The sequence below is a fragment of the Pseudomonas sp. MLB6B genome (assembly GCF_054508135.1).
Genome location: NZ_CP199313.1, coordinates 4,099,499 through 4,113,947, shown reverse-complemented (window position 1 = coordinate 4,113,947; position 14,449 = coordinate 4,099,499). Strand labels below are relative to the sequence as shown.

The following is a 14,449-nucleotide window of genomic DNA, read 5'->3' as shown; positions in this document are numbered from 1 at the left end:
TGGAGGGCAGTATTGCTTTTAGGATTATAAAAATGCATGCTTTCACCTGTTGAAGGCTGCTGTTTATAAGGGTGTGTCGCTAAGGGTTTGCGGGCTTTCTGCGAATTTTTGTGGAGTATTAATTCTAGAGCAGCCAGTGTGTGGGATTGCCCAAATCAAAAGGACAAGTGAATGGCAGATTTTTATGGGGCGGCAGCAGTAAGGCACTTCAGCGACGCTGAAATATTAGCGGCTTCCGAACGTTGGGACGGGGCAGGGCATCTCGTTGGGTTTTCAGCGGAGTGTTCTATAAAGCATGGGGTCGGCGCATTGAGGCCAGATGCAGACGGGGTGCGAAAGCATCTTCCGGAACTGACAGAGGTCGCGAAGCGGTTGCTCAATCAGAGGCGTCAGTCAGGAATTTACACGATTTTGAAAAACCCCATGTTCATGTCTGGATGGGCAGTAGAAGCGAGGTATTCTGATGATGGTGTAGTCGATCGAGAGCAATATATGGTCTGGCGGCAGCAAGCCTACGCCCTGCTACACGCCGTTGACTTGAGGGTGGCGAAATGACGCTGACTAGGTATGACGACGTTCTCCCTGGGCTGGTTGATCTGATCATTTTGAGGTTTGGAGAGGGTTTTTTAGAGTCGAACTTGATTCTGCGTGATGCAGATGGCTTCGTTACCGTCGTGGTGCGGGATGCTCTCGACGCTATACAACTTTCTAATTTCTCCAGTGAGCTTGAGGCAAAGTTAGGCATGTATGCCGCTAAGCCTTGTCTGGCTACGCCTGCTGAGCTTTATGATTGTTCGCTCGAAGACAAAAGCCTGGATAGATTTGAGTTTGTTGTCAGCGAGGGCGTCAGTGACGGTATCTTTATCAGATATAGAGAAAGGCGCATCGTAGGGGGCGATTGGGTTCGTGATATTCAACAGCCTATCGAAAATGCTCCAAAAGTAGTGGTGTTTTCAAGTTTAAAAGGCGGTGTCGGGCGCAGTACGGCTCTGTCGGTAGCGGCTGTACACCTCGCGGCTGCTGGGAAATCGGTTCTAGCTATAGATTTGGATCTGGAGGCGCCAGGGATTGGTGGCATGTTCTTAGAGAAAACAGCCCTCCCACTGTATGGCGCGCTGGATTTTTACGTTGAATTCGGTAGGACCGAGATAGACAGTGATTTTTTAAATTCAATGCAGGAAGACGTGTTCTCAAGCGCTTCAGGCGGATGCTTTACGATCGTACCGGCCGCTGGTCGAGCGTGCATCGCATACCCACAGAATGTGTTGGGTAAGATTTCACGGGCGTATCTGGAGGTGGTTGATGAAAACGGCAAGCCGCTTACCTTCCTCGATAAAACAAGGGAGCTGGTATCACGGTTGTGCGAGCTGAGAAAATACGATGTTGTCTTCGTCGATGCGCGAGCAGGTTTGAACGAAAGCACGGCTGCTACCGTGCAAGGACTGGGTGCAGACGTTCTGTTTTTTGGCGTAGACACGGCTCAGACGTGGGATGGGTACAGGTACTTCTTTTCTCACCTTGCCCGCCATAAGTCAGAGGCCAGTGATCAGGCTGACTGGCGCTATAAAATTAAAATCGTTCACGCTAAGGCAAGCCCCAACGAGAATTCATTAAAAAAATTCCGAGACCAGGCAGCTGATCTTTTCGGTGACTACCTTTACGATGAAATCGACGGTGACGAGTCGGCAGGTGGGCTGACCGAGGCCTTTGGGTTTGACCTTGATGACGCCACAGCCCCTCATTACGCATGGCCAATATTTGTAGCGCCTGAGTTCTACGAGTATGATCCGCTGAATGTTGAGCTGAAGCAAAACGATCCTGCTGTTATTGAACCCAGCTTCGGCATATTTATCGATAAACTCTGCGAGCGATTGGAGTTGCAATGAAGCTTGAAGATCATGATATCAATCACTTGCGTACAGTCATTGCCGAATTTAAACCGGATTCTTCATCCACTGCTACTCGGCCACTTTCGCTCGACGAGCTTTACACGCCGCCAACACATAAGGCTGCACTCGACTTTGAAAGGTCTTTGATTGTAGGTAATCGAGGTACTGGAAAAAGCGTATGGTCTGGCGCTTTGGCAAATGAAAAAACCAGAAAAGATGTCGCAAAGCGTTACTCATACGATTTTTTGAATTCGACTGAGGTTGAACTTGGATTCCATCAGAACGCGGCTGAGGTAGAAGGCGTAGCGCCGTCGCCAAAAGTTCTGAGTAGGCTTCTGAAGTGTGGATTTGATTCGGAGAGTATTTGGACTGCCGTGCTTCTAAAGGCGACTAAAAAGTACTCCAGTGCTCGAATAAAATCCGACTTTTCCGAGCTTGTTGAATGGGTTGATGATAATCCAGCGAAATGTGAAGAGCTGCTTCGAAAAGCCGACAATTATTTTAGATCGCAAAATAAAAAATTCATTCTCGTATTTGATGCGCTTGATCGGTTGGGTAAAAGCTGGGAGGAGATCCGCCCGTTGACACGCGGGGTTTTGACCTTGGCTTTAGGGATGCAAGGTTACTCATGCATGAGGGCAAAGGTTTTCATGCGTACTGACCAATATAAAGATAAAACAGTGTTTGCTTTTCCTGATGCATCGAAATTGACTGCTGCCAAGGTTGAGCTTCGTTGGCACCCTACCGAGCTGTATGGATTGTTTTTTCAGCAGCTTCATAAAAATCCTAGATCTGAAACTTCTTTTGCGAAGATATATAAGGCTGTCGCCGGTTCAAGCTTGAGAGCCTATTCAAAAATAGAGGAGCCAGACAAGCAAAGAGAAGCATTCACCCTCATCGCTGGAGAGTACATGGGGAGTGACCATCGTCGGGGTAGAACCTATACTTGGATAATTGACCACTTGGCTGACGCCTTTCAGGAAACAACGCCGCGTAGCTTTCTGGTGACGTTGCAGCGCGCCGCATCTGTTCGTCAAAAACCGAGCTCGACGGTTATAGATCATCACGGGATTAGAGAGGGTGTCCAATCTGCCTCCGAAATTCGAGTTGCACAGCTCTCTGAGGATTATCCTTGGATTGAGCAGGTGCTCACCGACTTGGCAGGCTTAGAAGTGCCCTGCTCACCAGACGCGTTTGTCGCGCGCTGGAAAGAGCGGAAAACGGTCAAGGAAATATATGAAATAGAAACAGATTTACCCGGTCCAGTCGAACTTTCAAAGTCTTCGAGTGACGAAGAGTCCCTGCTTCTCGATTCGCTCGAAAATATCGGTGTTGTCGAGTATCGAACCGAAACCAAAATAAACATGCCGGATATATTCAGGGTTGCTGCTCGGATCAAGCGTAGGGGAGGGGTAAAAACACCTAATTTCAGCCGTTCCGGCAAATAGTAAGTATGAAGGTGCTGGAGATTTTTGTTGATTATTATTTGAATCAATTGAAGTGCTGATCTCTTTCACTCAGATCGCGATTGAATATTTCGGTGGAACACTAGCCTTGTCTTCAAAGAAGATAATCCGCATCGATGACCTCCAAGTCTTCGTCACCACCGCCTCGGCCGGTAGCTTTTCCGCTGCCGCCCGGCTGCTGGACATCTCGCCCGCCCTGGCCAGCGGCGCCGTGCAGCGCCTGGAGCGCAGCCTAGGCGCGCGGCTGTTCGTGCGCTCCACACGGCGCTTGCGTTTGTCCGATGACGGTGAGCGCTATCTGGCCCACGCGCGTCAGGCCTTGGATGCGCTGGGCAATGGCGAAGTGGCGCTCAACGAAGGCCGCGACGAAATCGCCGGCACCCTGCGCCTGTCCATGCCCTCCGACATTGGCCGCAACCTGTTATTGCCCTGGCTCGACGCCTTTCAGCAACTTCACCCCAAGGTGCTGCTGCAACTGCACATCAGCGACCAGATGGCCGACCTGGTGGGGCAGCAACTGGACGCCAGCATCCGCTACGGGCAACTGGCCGACTCGGGGTTGGTGTCGCTGGCGTTGGCACCCTGGAACCGCCGCACGGTGTGCGCTTCGCCCGACTACGTGGCAAGGCACGGGCGGCCGGAAAAATTGCAGGATTTGGCTGCACACAACTGCCTGCGCTACGTGATGGGCGACCAGACCTACGAGCGCTGGTGCTTCCATCTGCCCAGCGGCGGCATGACCGTTCAGGTCACCGGCAACCGCGTCAGCGACGATGCCGATGTGGTGCGGCGCTGGGGCGTGGCCGGCTTGGGCATCGTCTACAAGTCGCGGCTGGACGTGCTGGACGATCTGCGCAGCGGGCGTTTGATCGAGTTGTTTCCGGGCGAACAGGGACAGCCGGCGCCTTTGCAACTGGTGTGCGCCCACCGCACCTCGCTCACACCGGCCATGCAGGCGCTACGGGCGTTTCTGGCGGAGCGGTTGGAGCTGTATTGGACGGTGGGGGTGTGAACGGCAAGAGCGCTCGCACCCCCATGCGTTACCAGTTACATGGAGGGCGAGCGCCGCGCTCATCGGAATGAAGGCGCTTCAGTCCATCTTCGCGGGCTGGGCGTCGATCTTCACACGCAACAGCTCATAGGGCTTGATGCGCTTGTCTTGCCCATCGTTGAAGTTCGCCGAGCGGTGCAGTTGGTTGGCGATGACATACAGATAGCCGTCCGGGCCGATCGACAGGGTGTCCGGCCAGAGCATCCGCGCATCCTCGACCACCGTCTGCCAACGACCGTCGGCCAGGCGTTTGCGGATGGCGTTGTGTTCGTAATCGCCTGCGTACACCGCGCCGTCGGCAGCGGCTTCGATACCGTCCGAAGCGCCTTTCTCGCCCAGGTCGACCACCGCCTGCTCCAGTGCCGTCTCGCTGACCTGCGGGTTGCGCAGCAACTCGGTCGGCACCGCGTACAGGTGTCGGCTGGACAAAGGGCAGAAGTACAACGTCTTGCCATCGCTGGACAAGGCGATGCCATCGGTCGCTATGGTCAACACCTCGGCTTCGCCTTTGCCATTGCGTGTCACCAGCGCGGGCTTGCCTTCGATCTGTGGCACGAAAGCCGGGTCGGCCGAAGTGGATCTGGCCCCCGACAGTCGGCGCACCGCCTTGCCGCTGGCCAGATCCACCACGATGATGCCGCCGGGGCCGCTCACCGAAGAGTCGGTGATGTACGCCGTGCCCTCGGCGCCGACCCGGAAGTCGAAACGCACATCGTTGACGTAGGTCGTGGGCAGCACGACCGCTTCAGGCAGCACGACCGTTTTCACCACGGCGTTCGAACGCAGGTCCATGGCCACCAGTTTCGCGCCGCCGCGGGTGGGCGCGGCGAACTTGGGCGCGGCCGTGTCTAGCGCCCATACGCGGCCTTTGCTGTCGGCGACCACGCTTTGCACGCTGATGAAGGCGTCGGCCGGATGCTTCGGATCGGGCGTGTTGGTCTTCTGGTCGGGGTAGGGCACCAGGCGCCCGTCGACGATCTCCGCGACCGTGTAGGGCACGTCATCGCCCCAGCGTGGGAAATTGACGAAAATCCGACCCGTCGGTGTCACCGTCACTCCTGTGGGCATCGCGCCTGTGAAGGCGTGCACCGGTTCCAGACGAGGGCTGGCGGCCTCACTGGCAAGCGCGCCGGCAGCGAACGAAACTGCCAGGGCCAGGCCCGCGGCTTTGAATAGCGTCTTCATGTTGGAATCCTTCGGCTGCGATCGATCAGAACCCTTCCAGGACGATCTTGCCCTTGGCCTTGCCGCTTTCCAGCAGGGCATGGGCACGCTTGAGGTTGTTCGCGTCGATGGTGCCGAAATGCTCGCCCAGGGTGGTCTTGATCACGCCTTCGTCGATCAGGGCCGACACCCGCTCCAGCAGGCGATGCTGCTCGATCATGTCGTCGGTGTGGTACAGCGAGCGGGTGAACATCAGCTCCCAGTGCACCGACAGCGATTTGCGCTTGAGCGGCATGATGTCGAGCTGCTCGGGGTCGTCGATCAGCGCCAGCTGGCTCTGCGGGCGCAGCACGTCGACGATCTGCGGCAGGTAGCTGCCGGTGTGGGTCAGGCTGATGACGTGGTCGATGGGGCCGAGCTGCAACCGTTCCAGTTGCGCCGCGAAGGGCTGGGAGTGGTCGATGACATGGTGCGCGCCCAGTTGCTCGACCCAGGCCTGGGTTTCGGGGCGCGACGCCGTCCCGATCACGGTCAGTTGCGTGAGCTGACGGGCGAGCTGCACGAGGATCGAGCCCACGCCGCCGCCGGCGCCGATCACCAGCAGGTTCTGGCCCTGGCCGCCGTTCTCCTGCACGCTCAGGCGGTCGAACAGCAGTTCCCAGGCGGTGATGGAGGTCAGTGGCAAGGCAGCGGCGCTGGCGTTGTCCAGGCTGCGCGGCTTGTGCCCGACGATGCGTTCGTCGACTAGGTGGTATTCGCTGTAGCTGCCGGGGCGGTCGATGGCACCGGCGTAGAACACTTCGTCGCCCTCTTTGAACAGCGTGACCTCGGCACCGACTGCGCGCACCACACCTACGGCATCCCAGCCCAGCACTTGCGGCTGGTCGCTGGTGCTTCGGGCGCGCACCTTGGTGTCGACCGGGTTCACGGCGATGGCCTTGATCTCCACCAGCAGGTCGCGCGCGCCGGGGGTAGGGGTGGGCAGGGTGTGGTCGTACAGCGAACGGGCGTCGTCGATGGGCAGGGCGGGGGTGTCGAATACGATGGCTTTCATGGGCGGGGCTCCTGGTTTGGGGAAAGTGACAGGCTAGGCGCGCTGCACCCGCTCGGATACAGGCGTTTCGCCGGAAGACTTTCCGCGTTTCGTTGAAAGTCCCAAGGTTGGGTCATGGCACGCAGGCCAACGTTCAAGTGCGTCGATCAGTTGCGCGCAGCAGGTTGCCCACCGTCAAGGCAGCGCCGACGAGCACGGCCAGCAAGCCGGCCAGTTCGAGCGCGGTAGGCCAGCGCCCTTCGAAACACAGGCCCAGCAGCGCCGCGAACGAGGACTCCAGGCAGATCAACTGCCCCGACAGCACCATGGGCAGGCGCTGGGTCGCGGCGTTCCAGGCCCAGGCGCCGACCACCGACGACGCGAGTGCGATGAAGGCGGCCCAGAGGTAGAAGTGGCCCGCCTGGACGATGCCGAAATCCGCGCTCGGAAATCGCGACAGGCCCAGCCCCCGCAACAGCGGTATCAGGCAGAGCGTCACCACGCCGGCACCGCTCATCATCAGGCCGGTCCACAGGCTGGTGAGCGCTGGAGGCAAACCGTCTACGGCGCGTTGGTTGAGCAAGCTGAAGAGCAGCCACAAGGCCACGGCCAAGACCGCAAAGCCCGCGCCCCATGCGGTCGCACCCGTCTGCGCCGCACTCGGGCTGCCCAGCGTCGAGCACAAGAGCCCGAACAAGATGCAGCCCAGCGGCACGGCCAAGCTGCGCCAGCGCACCCGGCGCTCCCGTGCATTGCCCAACAGGGCGAGCAGCACGGGCACCAGCCCGACCAGGGTGGCCGTCAAGACCGGCCCGCCGAACACCACACCCGCCGCGATGCAACTGCCGTAACCTAAGTAGCCGATCACCCCCAGCATCGCCGCCAAGGCCAACTGCCCACGCCCTAGGCAGCGCAAACGGCCACGCCACAGGATCACGGCCGCCAGCCCCGCTGCGCCGGCGAACAGAAAGCGCACCACCAGCAGATCGTAGAGGCCGTAGGCGCCCGTGACATGGGGCGCGATGAAGTTGAGCGACCAGGCCAGGGTCGCCAGAGTGGCCAGCCCTATACCGGTGGTCGGCGTCGACCGGGGAGTGGTCATGGGCAAACTCGGCTGGCGTGTCGGCCAAGGATGGCTAGGATTGCCCATGCGCCACAAACGAGTTTTCAGCCCTGAACGCATAACCCACGATTATGAATGACCTCAGAAAAACCCTGCCGCCGCTGACCAGCCTGCTGCCGTTCGAGGCGGCCGCGCGCCTGGAAAGTTTCTCTAGAGCTGCCGAAGAGCTGCACCTCACCCAGGCCGCGATCAGCCGGCAGATTCGCGGCCTTGAAGAAAACCTCGGCGTGAAACTGTTCGTGCGGCGCAATCGCGCGGTGTTTCTCACCGACGAAGGCCGCCGGTTGAGCGAGGCCGTGAGCGCGGCGTTGACCGCCATCGCCGACAGGGCGGGCTCACTGCGCCAGGCGCAGCGGCACGCGCGCGTCGTGTTGTTCTGCCAGCTGTGCGAAGCCTTCCACTGGTTGATGCCGCGATTGGCCACCTTCCGCGATGTCCGGGCCGACATCGAAGTGCAAGTGGTGACTTCGACGCGACCGCTTGCCGAGTTCACCGACCCTTTCGATGTCGCGCTGCAAACCACCGGGCGTGCCAGTGGCCGACATCGGCTGGCCTTCACGGCGGCCGACGAAGTCTTCCCCGTGTGCAGCCCGAGTTACCTTGGCAGTACCGGGCCGCTCAGCCTCGAAGCGCTTAGCACGCACCGATTGCTGCATTACCGCGCCATGGCGCACGATTTCATGACCTGGGCCGATTGGCTTGGCACCTTTTCGCTGGCCCAGGTCGATCCCTCGCCCGGCACTGTGTTCGACAGCTACCCGTTGATGCTGCAAGCGGCGGTCGCAGGCCATGGCATCGCCTTGGGCTGGCGCCGCACGGCGGGCAAACTGATCGAGGAGGGGGCTTTGCGGCAGGCCTGCGCGCAGAGCGTGCAGCTGCCGCAGGCGATTTCGGTGTATACGTGCGACGGTGCCGAGGCGCGGGGCGAGGTGCAGGCGGTGCTGGCTTGGTTGCACAGTCAGTTGGCTATCGAGCATTAATCTAGCAATCGCAGTTTTACCGTTGAAGAGGTTCGACCATGAACAACGCCCATTCACCGCTCGCCGACGTCCTCGAAGCACTCGCCTGCCTGCTGGAAAGCGACGGCGACCAACACTGGAGCCGCTGGATGCGTACGGCGCGGACACGCCTGCTCGACGGCGACCCCGACGCCATCCGCTACCTGCTGTCGGCCTACGGCGGCATGGGCTCGTTCAACGACCTGGTGCTGGGGCAGCGCTACGACAGCCACGGGTTTTCCTGGAAGCCGGGGTATGCCGAGCTGAACCGGCGTTTCGATGAGTTGCGCGGCGAGGCCTATGACCTGGCCCAGCGCATTCGGCGCGCACGGGCAGCGCACGAGGGTGGCCGCTAGCCGTTTGGTGCAAGGCCTGGCCTGAACCCGTATGCTCTCGGCGCCAATCAGAGGAGCCTTGCATGAACAGATTAGTCGTCCCCGCCGCCATCTTCGTCAGCGTGCTGGGCGTGGGCCAAGTGTGCGAACACTACGGCATGAGCGCCAACTGGAAGATCGGCGTGCTGTGCATCGTGGCGCTGGTGGTGCAGATCGCGGTCAGTCGCTTTCAGCGTCGCCAAGGGCCTGGACAGCCCTGATCCACTCGATCAGAACTCATCCTCTGACAGCCGCAGGCTCGCCGACTGACCGCTGGCGACCTTGTACAGGGTCACGGTGGTGATGTTGTATTCCGTGCCCCGCGCTGTGGTCTTCTCGGTCAGTTGCAGCGGCTGCGAGCGGGACAATTCCCCCGAGTCCAGATCCCGGTAACGCACGTCATAGCGACCGGGCGTGATGTGCTCGAGCGTGAATCGACCGTGGGCCGGCACGAACACCTGCCGAGCCGTCTGCGCGCCGTCGTCTTGCAGGGCGACCAGCTTGAGCAGCACATCGGCCGTATTGCGGCTGTTGTCGATGACGATCTGCGAATACCCCGTGCTCATCGCCTGCGGCTCGCCCGCGAGATAACCCGCCGTGCGCGGCCAGGGCAAGCCGTTCGGCGCCGTGGCGGGGCGTACGTAGGCAGGCTTGGCGTCCAGGTTGCGCAAGGCGTCCCTGACCGCGTCAGGTCCCGGCATGCCCGTGGCGTCCGCAGTCAAGGGCTGGGCGGAGGAGGGTGCCGGTTCCGAGAAGGTGAAATACCGCGACAACGACGTATTCGCCACGCCCCAGGCCACGCCCGCCACGACCAGCACCAAGGCCGCCGCCTGCACGAAGAAACGCGCGTGCAACAGCCCCCAACTGTTCTTCAACTGCTTGGCTTCGGCGGGCGTGCCCAATTGCCGGATCAAGGCTTCGAGGTTGTGCGTCAAACGGGTCTTCTCTTCGCCCGCCGCGCCGCCTTTGCTCAGGGTGTTGGGAATCTTGCCGCAGTACGCCAGCGCATGCTGGGCCAGCGACTGCGCCAGGTCCGGCCGGCCGGTGGCGCGGAAGTAGTACGCCTGGTGGCCCAGCATGCGGGCGTTGTCCAGCGGCGGCTGGGTACCGCCAAGCAGATTGGTGACCAAGGCCTGCAGCGAATACAGCGGCCCCCACGGAATGCTCCACCAGCCGAGCACCCAGGTGACGGCCGAGGCCTTGAGCGCCGCCTTGTGCGCGCATTCGCTGCAGAACACGCCGGCGATGGGCTTGCGCACGGCGACCAGCAGAAAGCTTCTGACCGAAGGGAACACCACCACCCGAGGCTGCGCGGAAATCTTCGCGCATCCGGCGCAGACGATGGGCGTTGGCACCGCTGAGGCTGTGTGTCCGCTGCCGCCGCCTTTGATCAGATAAGCCTCGTATTTGGCCCTGGCCGCAGGGTCCGACAGCACGGCATAGGCGTCGTTGAGGTGCTGGAACTGCTCGGTCGTGTCGCGGCCGGGATTGCGGTCGGGGTGCAAGTCCATGGCGCGTCGGCGGTAGGCGGTTTTGATCTGTGCTTCGGTGGCGCTCGGGAGCAGACCCAGTATCGAGTAATAACCCTTGGGGTCGGCTTTATCGGAATGCATTGAGCGGTCCTTGTTGCGTCGGAAGTGGGCCGGGCACGTTGGTTTTGCTGGGTGGCCTTTTCATTCATCGACTCGAACCGGGGAACCTTGAGCAAGATTCAACGAGTGCTCAGCCAGGCCGTTTGACAGTTCGCCTCAAGCGCAGCCTGCGGTTGTGAAAAATATGTCAAAAAATTACGTGGGCCGTATTGCTGCCGTAAATGCCGAATGGCATGATTGCGAACCAATATCATTCGCAAGCTTGTAGGAGCTTCTGCCGTCCATGCGCAAACCCATTCCTCTGACCGTGTCAGCGCTGTCGTTGATCACGCTCAGTATCTTCAATCAGGCCTATGCTGAGGACAGCATCCTGAACCTGCCGGCCACCACCATCGACACCACTTCAGTTGCGCAGGACGGCGCACCGGTGGCGGGTTACCAAGGCAAGCCCAGCAGCACGACCACCCGCTTGAACCTCACCGCCAAGCAGACGCCCCAGGGCGTCACCGAGATCAAGCGCGAGCAGCTGGACGACTTCAAGCTCAACAGCATCCGCGACGTGCTCACCAGTACGCCTGGGGTGAACGTGCAGAAGGTCGAGACCGACCGCACCTATTTCACCGCGCGTGGTTTCGACATCACCAACTTCCAGTACGACGGCATGGGCATGCCCCTGACCAACGGCCTGCTGGTGGGTGATTTCGACATGGCGCCCTATGAGCAGGTGGACATCCTGCACGGTGCCAACGGCCTGATGACCGGCAATGGCAACCCCTCGGCCACCGTCAACTTCGTGCGCAAGCGCCCGACTTACGAACCCCAGGCTTCGGTGACCGTGGGCGCAGGCTCATGGGACAAGCGCCGCGTCGACCTCGACGTGTCCGGCCCGCTGACCGACAGCGGCAACGTGCGCGGGCGCTTGGTGTATGCCAACGAAACCGGCAATTCCTATCTGGACCGCTACTCCCGCGAGAAGAACATCTTCAGCGGCACCTTGGCCTTCGACCTGAGCGAGCGCGACACGCTCACCGTCGGTTACGAAGACCAGAAGACCAATGCCAACGGCGCCAGCTGGGGCGCGTTGCCCCTGGTAGACAGCAATGGCAATGCCATTCACTACAGCGGTCGCTCCAGCAACATCGCGCAGCCTTGGGTGTATTGGGACGTGCACACCATCCGTACCTTCGCCGAGTGGCAGCACCAGTTCGACAATGACTGGAAATCCACCGTCACCCTGACCGGTGTGGAGCATCGCGAAGATACCGAGATGTTCTATATCCTCAGCAGCGCCGCTTCCGAGACCGGTTATCAGGGCCTCTCGTCCAAGTACAAGGACAAGAACCGCGAAGTGGACGGCGACGTCTCCTTCAGCGGCCCGATCAGCCTGGGCGGCCGCGAGCACCAGCTGACCTTCGGCGCCAACGTGGCGCGTACCCGTAACAAAGAAACATCGCTGTACGGCAAGGACTCGTACTATGTTCCCGTTTCGCTGGAAGACGCCCTGCACGGCAGCATCCCGCGCACGACCGATTGGGACGACGTCAACGCAGCCAACACCTCCAACTACACCGATCGCCAGAAGAGCCTCTACGCCGGTGCCCGCTGGAGCCTGACCGACGACCTGCACCTGATCACCGGCGCACGTATGCTCAGCGCCGACAGCGACGGCGTCAGCTACGATGCCGCGCGCGACGTGCGCATCCACGGCAAGGTCACCCCCTATGCCGGCGTGGTCTACGACCTGACCCCGCAGTACGCGCTGTACGCCAGCTACACCGAAATCTTCAATCCGCAGTATTCGCTCAACCCGCAGGGCCAGGTGCTCGACCCGCTGGAAGGCAAGAGCTACGAAGCCGGCATCAAGGGCAGCCTGCTCGACGACCGGTTCGATTTCAGCGCCGCCGTGTTCCACACCAAGCAGGACAACGTCGCCAGCTATGCCGGTTACGACGCCAGCCTGGGCGGTTACCTGTACAACGCCCAGTCCTTCGACAGCGACGGCGTGGAGCTGGAAGCCTCCGGCGAGTTGGCCCCCGGCCTGCAAGTCAACGGTGGCTATACCTACGTCTACATCACCGACGACGACAACAGCCGTGGCCGCCGCTTCATCCCGCGCCATCAGTTCAACGGCTCGCTGACCTACCAACTGCCCATGGCGCCGAAGGTCAAGGTGGGGGGCAACCTGACCTGGCAGAGCAAGATCGAGAACGACGACCTGCCGGCCGCCAACCAAGGCGCATACGCGTTGCTGGGTTTGATGGGCAAGTACGACATCGACGAGCACTGGAGCACACAGGTCAACCTGAACAACCTGACCGACCGCAAGTACCTGCAAAGCGTGCGTTATGCGCAAAGCAACTTCGGCGACCCTCGTAACGTGATGGCGTCGGTGACGTGGAAGTATTGAGTCAGGGCAGGCTTACAAGCGCACTGGATCTTGGCGCGTAAAAAGCCAACGCTCGCCAGTAACCGCGTTTGATGCATTGACCAAAAAAGGAGCGTGTCCAGCTGATGCAGCTGGGCACGTTCTACGATCTGCGATGGGTTTTCCATGCCGTCAATCTGACGCCGATTGCCTCCCATCGACGACACGCACCTTCATTCGCGCCCTTTGAGCCACAACCCAAACGTCTTCATCACCGCGACCACCGGCTCCAGCCGCCTTCCGTCGGCGGTGAGTTCGTATTCGACCGTCACCGGCACGGTCGCGAATACCGTTCGCTTGACCAGCCCAGCTTCTTCGAGCGCGCGTAAATCGAGTGTCAGCATGCGTTGCGAAATGGCTGGAATATCGCGCCGCAGTGCATTGAAGCGCTTCGGCCCGTCGAGCAGGTAGGACGCGATGAGCAGGCGCCAGCGCCCGCCCAGCAATCGCATCGCCTCTTCGACGGAACAGCCCGAGACGGTGTTTTTCATGGCCAAGCTCTAAGTTCAGGTAGGTATATATTTTGTACCTATACAACAAAACAGTGCGTTCTTCCTCTTTTATACCGGATCTCTAAACTGAGTCGAGCCGCCTGAACGTCAGTGCCGGCGGCGTTCCCTCACCGGTCTGGAGCCTTCACATGAAGCTGTATTACATTCCCGCTGCCTGTTCCCTGGCGACGCACATCGTGCTGAACGAACTTGGGCTCGAGGCCGTTCTGATCAAGGTCGATCACAAGAAACACCGCACCGAACTGGGCACGGATTACCTCGAGGTCAATCCGTTCGGCTATGTACCCGCGCTCGAACTGGATGACGGGACGGTGCTGCGGGAAGGGGCGGCGATCATGCAGTATCTGGGTGATCTGCAACCACGACGTGCGCTGGTGCCTGCGCACGGCACGCTGGATCGCTATCGGCTCCAGGAATGGCTGAGCTTTTTGAGTACCGAGGTGCACAAGGGCTTTATCCCGCTGTTGTACCCCGTACTCGCCGGCCACTATGTCGACGCGGTCAAACCCAAGTTGCAACAGCGATTCGCCTGGATAGACGAACAACTGTCCGGCCGGCCCTACCTCATGGGCGAGACGTTCACCGTGGCCGACGCCTATCTGTTCGCCTTGATCGGTTGGGGGCAGGCGCAGTGGCTGACCAGCTACTACAAGGCCGATATCCACTTCGACGATTTTCAGCATCTTCAGGCGTGGTACCAGCGGCTCAAAGCGCGACCTGCGGTGTGTCGCGCGCTACGTGCGGAGGGGCTCGCTTGAACACAGGCCCATCGCCCCGAGGCGCAGTGGCGACAAAAGGGAGATGACGTTCCCTTCATGGTGA

General features: G+C 60.2%; 14 protein-coding genes. 9 read left to right on the top strand and 5 right to left on the bottom strand.

All coding sequences use genetic code 11. From position 1 onward, the window contains the following. Positions 1-171: 171 nt before the first annotated feature. The 4 genes from ACSMEV_RS18195 (at position 172) to ACSMEV_RS18180 (ending at position 4,367) form a co-directional block, all read left to right on the top strand. Positions 172-555 (top strand): hypothetical protein, encoded by a 384-nt coding sequence (locus ACSMEV_RS18195; protein WP_459206382.1) that lies wholly within the window; start codon positions 172-174, stop codon positions 553-555. 83 nt (positions 556-638) lie between these two features. Next, positions 639-1,886 carry a KGGVGR-motif variant AAA ATPase gene (locus ACSMEV_RS18190; protein ID WP_459206381.1) on the top strand — a complete coding sequence of 416 codons (1,248 nt, stop codon included), beginning with the start codon at positions 639-641 and terminating at the stop codon, positions 1,884-1,886. Further along, positions 1,883-3,337, top strand: a complete 1,455-nt coding sequence (locus tag ACSMEV_RS18185) for a hypothetical protein (protein WP_459206380.1) — start codon at positions 1,883-1,885, stop codon at positions 3,335-3,337. Before ACSMEV_RS18190 ends, ACSMEV_RS18185 begins: the two co-directional genes overlap by 4 nt. 121 nt (positions 3,338-3,458) lie before the next feature. Continuing rightward, positions 3,459-4,367 (top strand): LysR family transcriptional regulator, encoded by a 909-nt coding sequence (locus ACSMEV_RS18180; protein ID WP_459208381.1) that lies wholly within the window; start codon positions 3,459-3,461, stop codon positions 4,365-4,367. Between the two features lie 78 nt (positions 4,368-4,445). Here ACSMEV_RS18180 and ACSMEV_RS18175 read toward each other — a convergent pair whose 3' ends face one another. The 3 genes from ACSMEV_RS18175 to ACSMEV_RS18165 all read right to left on the bottom strand — a co-directional run bounded on the left by ACSMEV_RS18175 (position 4,446) and on the right by ACSMEV_RS18165 (position 7,705). Continuing rightward, a complete protein-coding gene (locus tag ACSMEV_RS18175) occupies positions 4,446-5,591 on the bottom strand; it encodes an L-dopachrome tautomerase-related protein (RefSeq protein WP_459206379.1) in 1,146 nt (381 codons plus the stop codon). A gap of 25 nt (positions 5,592-5,616) precedes the next feature. Next, the gene (locus tag ACSMEV_RS18170; RefSeq protein ID WP_459206378.1) at positions 5,617-6,624 is read right to left on the bottom strand and encodes a zinc-binding alcohol dehydrogenase family protein; all 1,008 of its coding nucleotides are present in this window, start codon (positions 6,622-6,624) and stop codon (positions 5,617-5,619) included. A 133-nt stretch (positions 6,625-6,757) separates the two neighbouring features. After that, positions 6,758-7,705, bottom strand: a complete 948-nt coding sequence (locus ACSMEV_RS18165; RefSeq protein ID WP_459206377.1) for a DMT family transporter — start codon at positions 7,703-7,705, stop codon at positions 6,758-6,760. A gap of 92 nt (positions 7,706-7,797) precedes the next feature. Between ACSMEV_RS18165 and ACSMEV_RS18160 the strand changes: the two genes are divergently transcribed. From ACSMEV_RS18160 to ACSMEV_RS18150, 3 genes are all read left to right on the top strand, one after another. After that, a complete protein-coding gene (locus ACSMEV_RS18160) occupies positions 7,798-8,706 on the top strand; it encodes a LysR substrate-binding domain-containing protein (RefSeq protein WP_459206376.1) in 909 nt (302 codons plus the stop codon). A 38-nt stretch (positions 8,707-8,744) separates the two neighbouring features. Beyond that, a complete protein-coding gene (locus ACSMEV_RS18155; protein WP_459206375.1) occupies positions 8,745-9,080 on the top strand; it encodes a DUF6966 domain-containing protein in 336 nt (111 codons plus the stop codon). A gap of 62 nt (positions 9,081-9,142) precedes the next feature. Beyond that, a complete protein-coding gene (locus ACSMEV_RS18150; RefSeq protein WP_459206374.1) occupies positions 9,143-9,319 on the top strand; it encodes a hypothetical protein in 177 nt (58 codons plus the stop codon). Between the two features lie 9 nt (positions 9,320-9,328). On the opposite strand, the gene ACSMEV_RS18145 is transcribed toward ACSMEV_RS18150, so the two are convergent. Then, a complete protein-coding gene (locus tag ACSMEV_RS18145) occupies positions 9,329-10,711 on the bottom strand; it encodes a DnaJ domain-containing protein (protein ID WP_459206373.1) in 1,383 nt (460 codons plus the stop codon). 262 nt (positions 10,712-10,973) lie between these two features. On the opposite strand from ACSMEV_RS18145, the gene ACSMEV_RS18140 reads away from it, so the two are divergent. Beyond that, positions 10,974-13,097 (top strand): TonB-dependent siderophore receptor, encoded by a 2,124-nt coding sequence (locus ACSMEV_RS18140; RefSeq protein ID WP_459206372.1) that lies wholly within the window; start codon positions 10,974-10,976, stop codon positions 13,095-13,097. 191 nt (positions 13,098-13,288) lie between these two features. Here ACSMEV_RS18140 and ACSMEV_RS18135 read toward each other — a convergent pair whose 3' ends face one another. Beyond that, positions 13,289-13,606 (bottom strand): winged helix-turn-helix transcriptional regulator, encoded by a 318-nt coding sequence (locus tag ACSMEV_RS18135; RefSeq protein ID WP_459206371.1) that lies wholly within the window; start codon positions 13,604-13,606, stop codon positions 13,289-13,291. Between the two features lie 149 nt (positions 13,607-13,755). Between ACSMEV_RS18135 and gstA the strand changes: the two genes are divergently transcribed. After that, positions 13,756-14,385 carry a glutathione transferase GstA gene (gstA, locus tag ACSMEV_RS18130; protein ID WP_459206370.1) on the top strand — a complete coding sequence of 210 codons (630 nt, stop codon included), beginning with the start codon at positions 13,756-13,758 and terminating at the stop codon, positions 14,383-14,385. Positions 14,386-14,449 lie beyond the last annotated feature (64 nt).

Bases quoted from the DNA above. Each gene is read 5' to 3' on its own strand.
- ACSMEV_RS18195 (WP_459206382.1), top strand. From the start codon at position 172: ATGGCAGATTTTTATGGGGCGGCAGCAGTAAGGCACTTCAGCGACGCT.
- ACSMEV_RS18185 (WP_459206380.1), top strand. From the start codon at position 1,883: ATGAAGCTTGAAGATCATGATATCAATCACTTGCGTACAGTCATTGCC.
- ACSMEV_RS18175 (WP_459206379.1), bottom strand. From the start codon at position 5,591: ATGAAGACGCTATTCAAAGCCGCGGGCCTGGCCCTGGCAGTTTCGTTC.
- ACSMEV_RS18170 (WP_459206378.1), bottom strand. From the start codon at position 6,624: ATGAAAGCCATCGTATTCGACACCCCCGCCCTGCCCATCGACGACGCC.
- ACSMEV_RS18165 (WP_459206377.1), bottom strand. From the start codon at position 7,705: ATGACCACTCCCCGGTCGACGCCGACCACCGGTATAGGGCTGGCCACT.
- ACSMEV_RS18160 (WP_459206376.1), top strand. From the start codon at position 7,798: ATGAATGACCTCAGAAAAACCCTGCCGCCGCTGACCAGCCTGCTGCCG.
- ACSMEV_RS18155 (WP_459206375.1), top strand. From the start codon at position 8,745: ATGAACAACGCCCATTCACCGCTCGCCGACGTCCTCGAAGCACTCGCC.
- ACSMEV_RS18150 (WP_459206374.1), top strand. From the start codon at position 9,143: ATGAACAGATTAGTCGTCCCCGCCGCCATCTTCGTCAGCGTGCTGGGC.
- ACSMEV_RS18145 (WP_459206373.1), bottom strand. From the start codon at position 10,711: ATGCATTCCGATAAAGCCGACCCCAAGGGTTATTACTCGATACTGGGT.
- ACSMEV_RS18140 (WP_459206372.1), top strand. From the start codon at position 10,974: ATGCGCAAACCCATTCCTCTGACCGTGTCAGCGCTGTCGTTGATCACG.
- ACSMEV_RS18135 (WP_459206371.1), bottom strand. From the start codon at position 13,606: ATGAAAAACACCGTCTCGGGCTGTTCCGTCGAAGAGGCGATGCGATTG.
- gstA (WP_459206370.1), top strand. From the start codon at position 13,756: ATGAAGCTGTATTACATTCCCGCTGCCTGTTCCCTGGCGACGCACATC.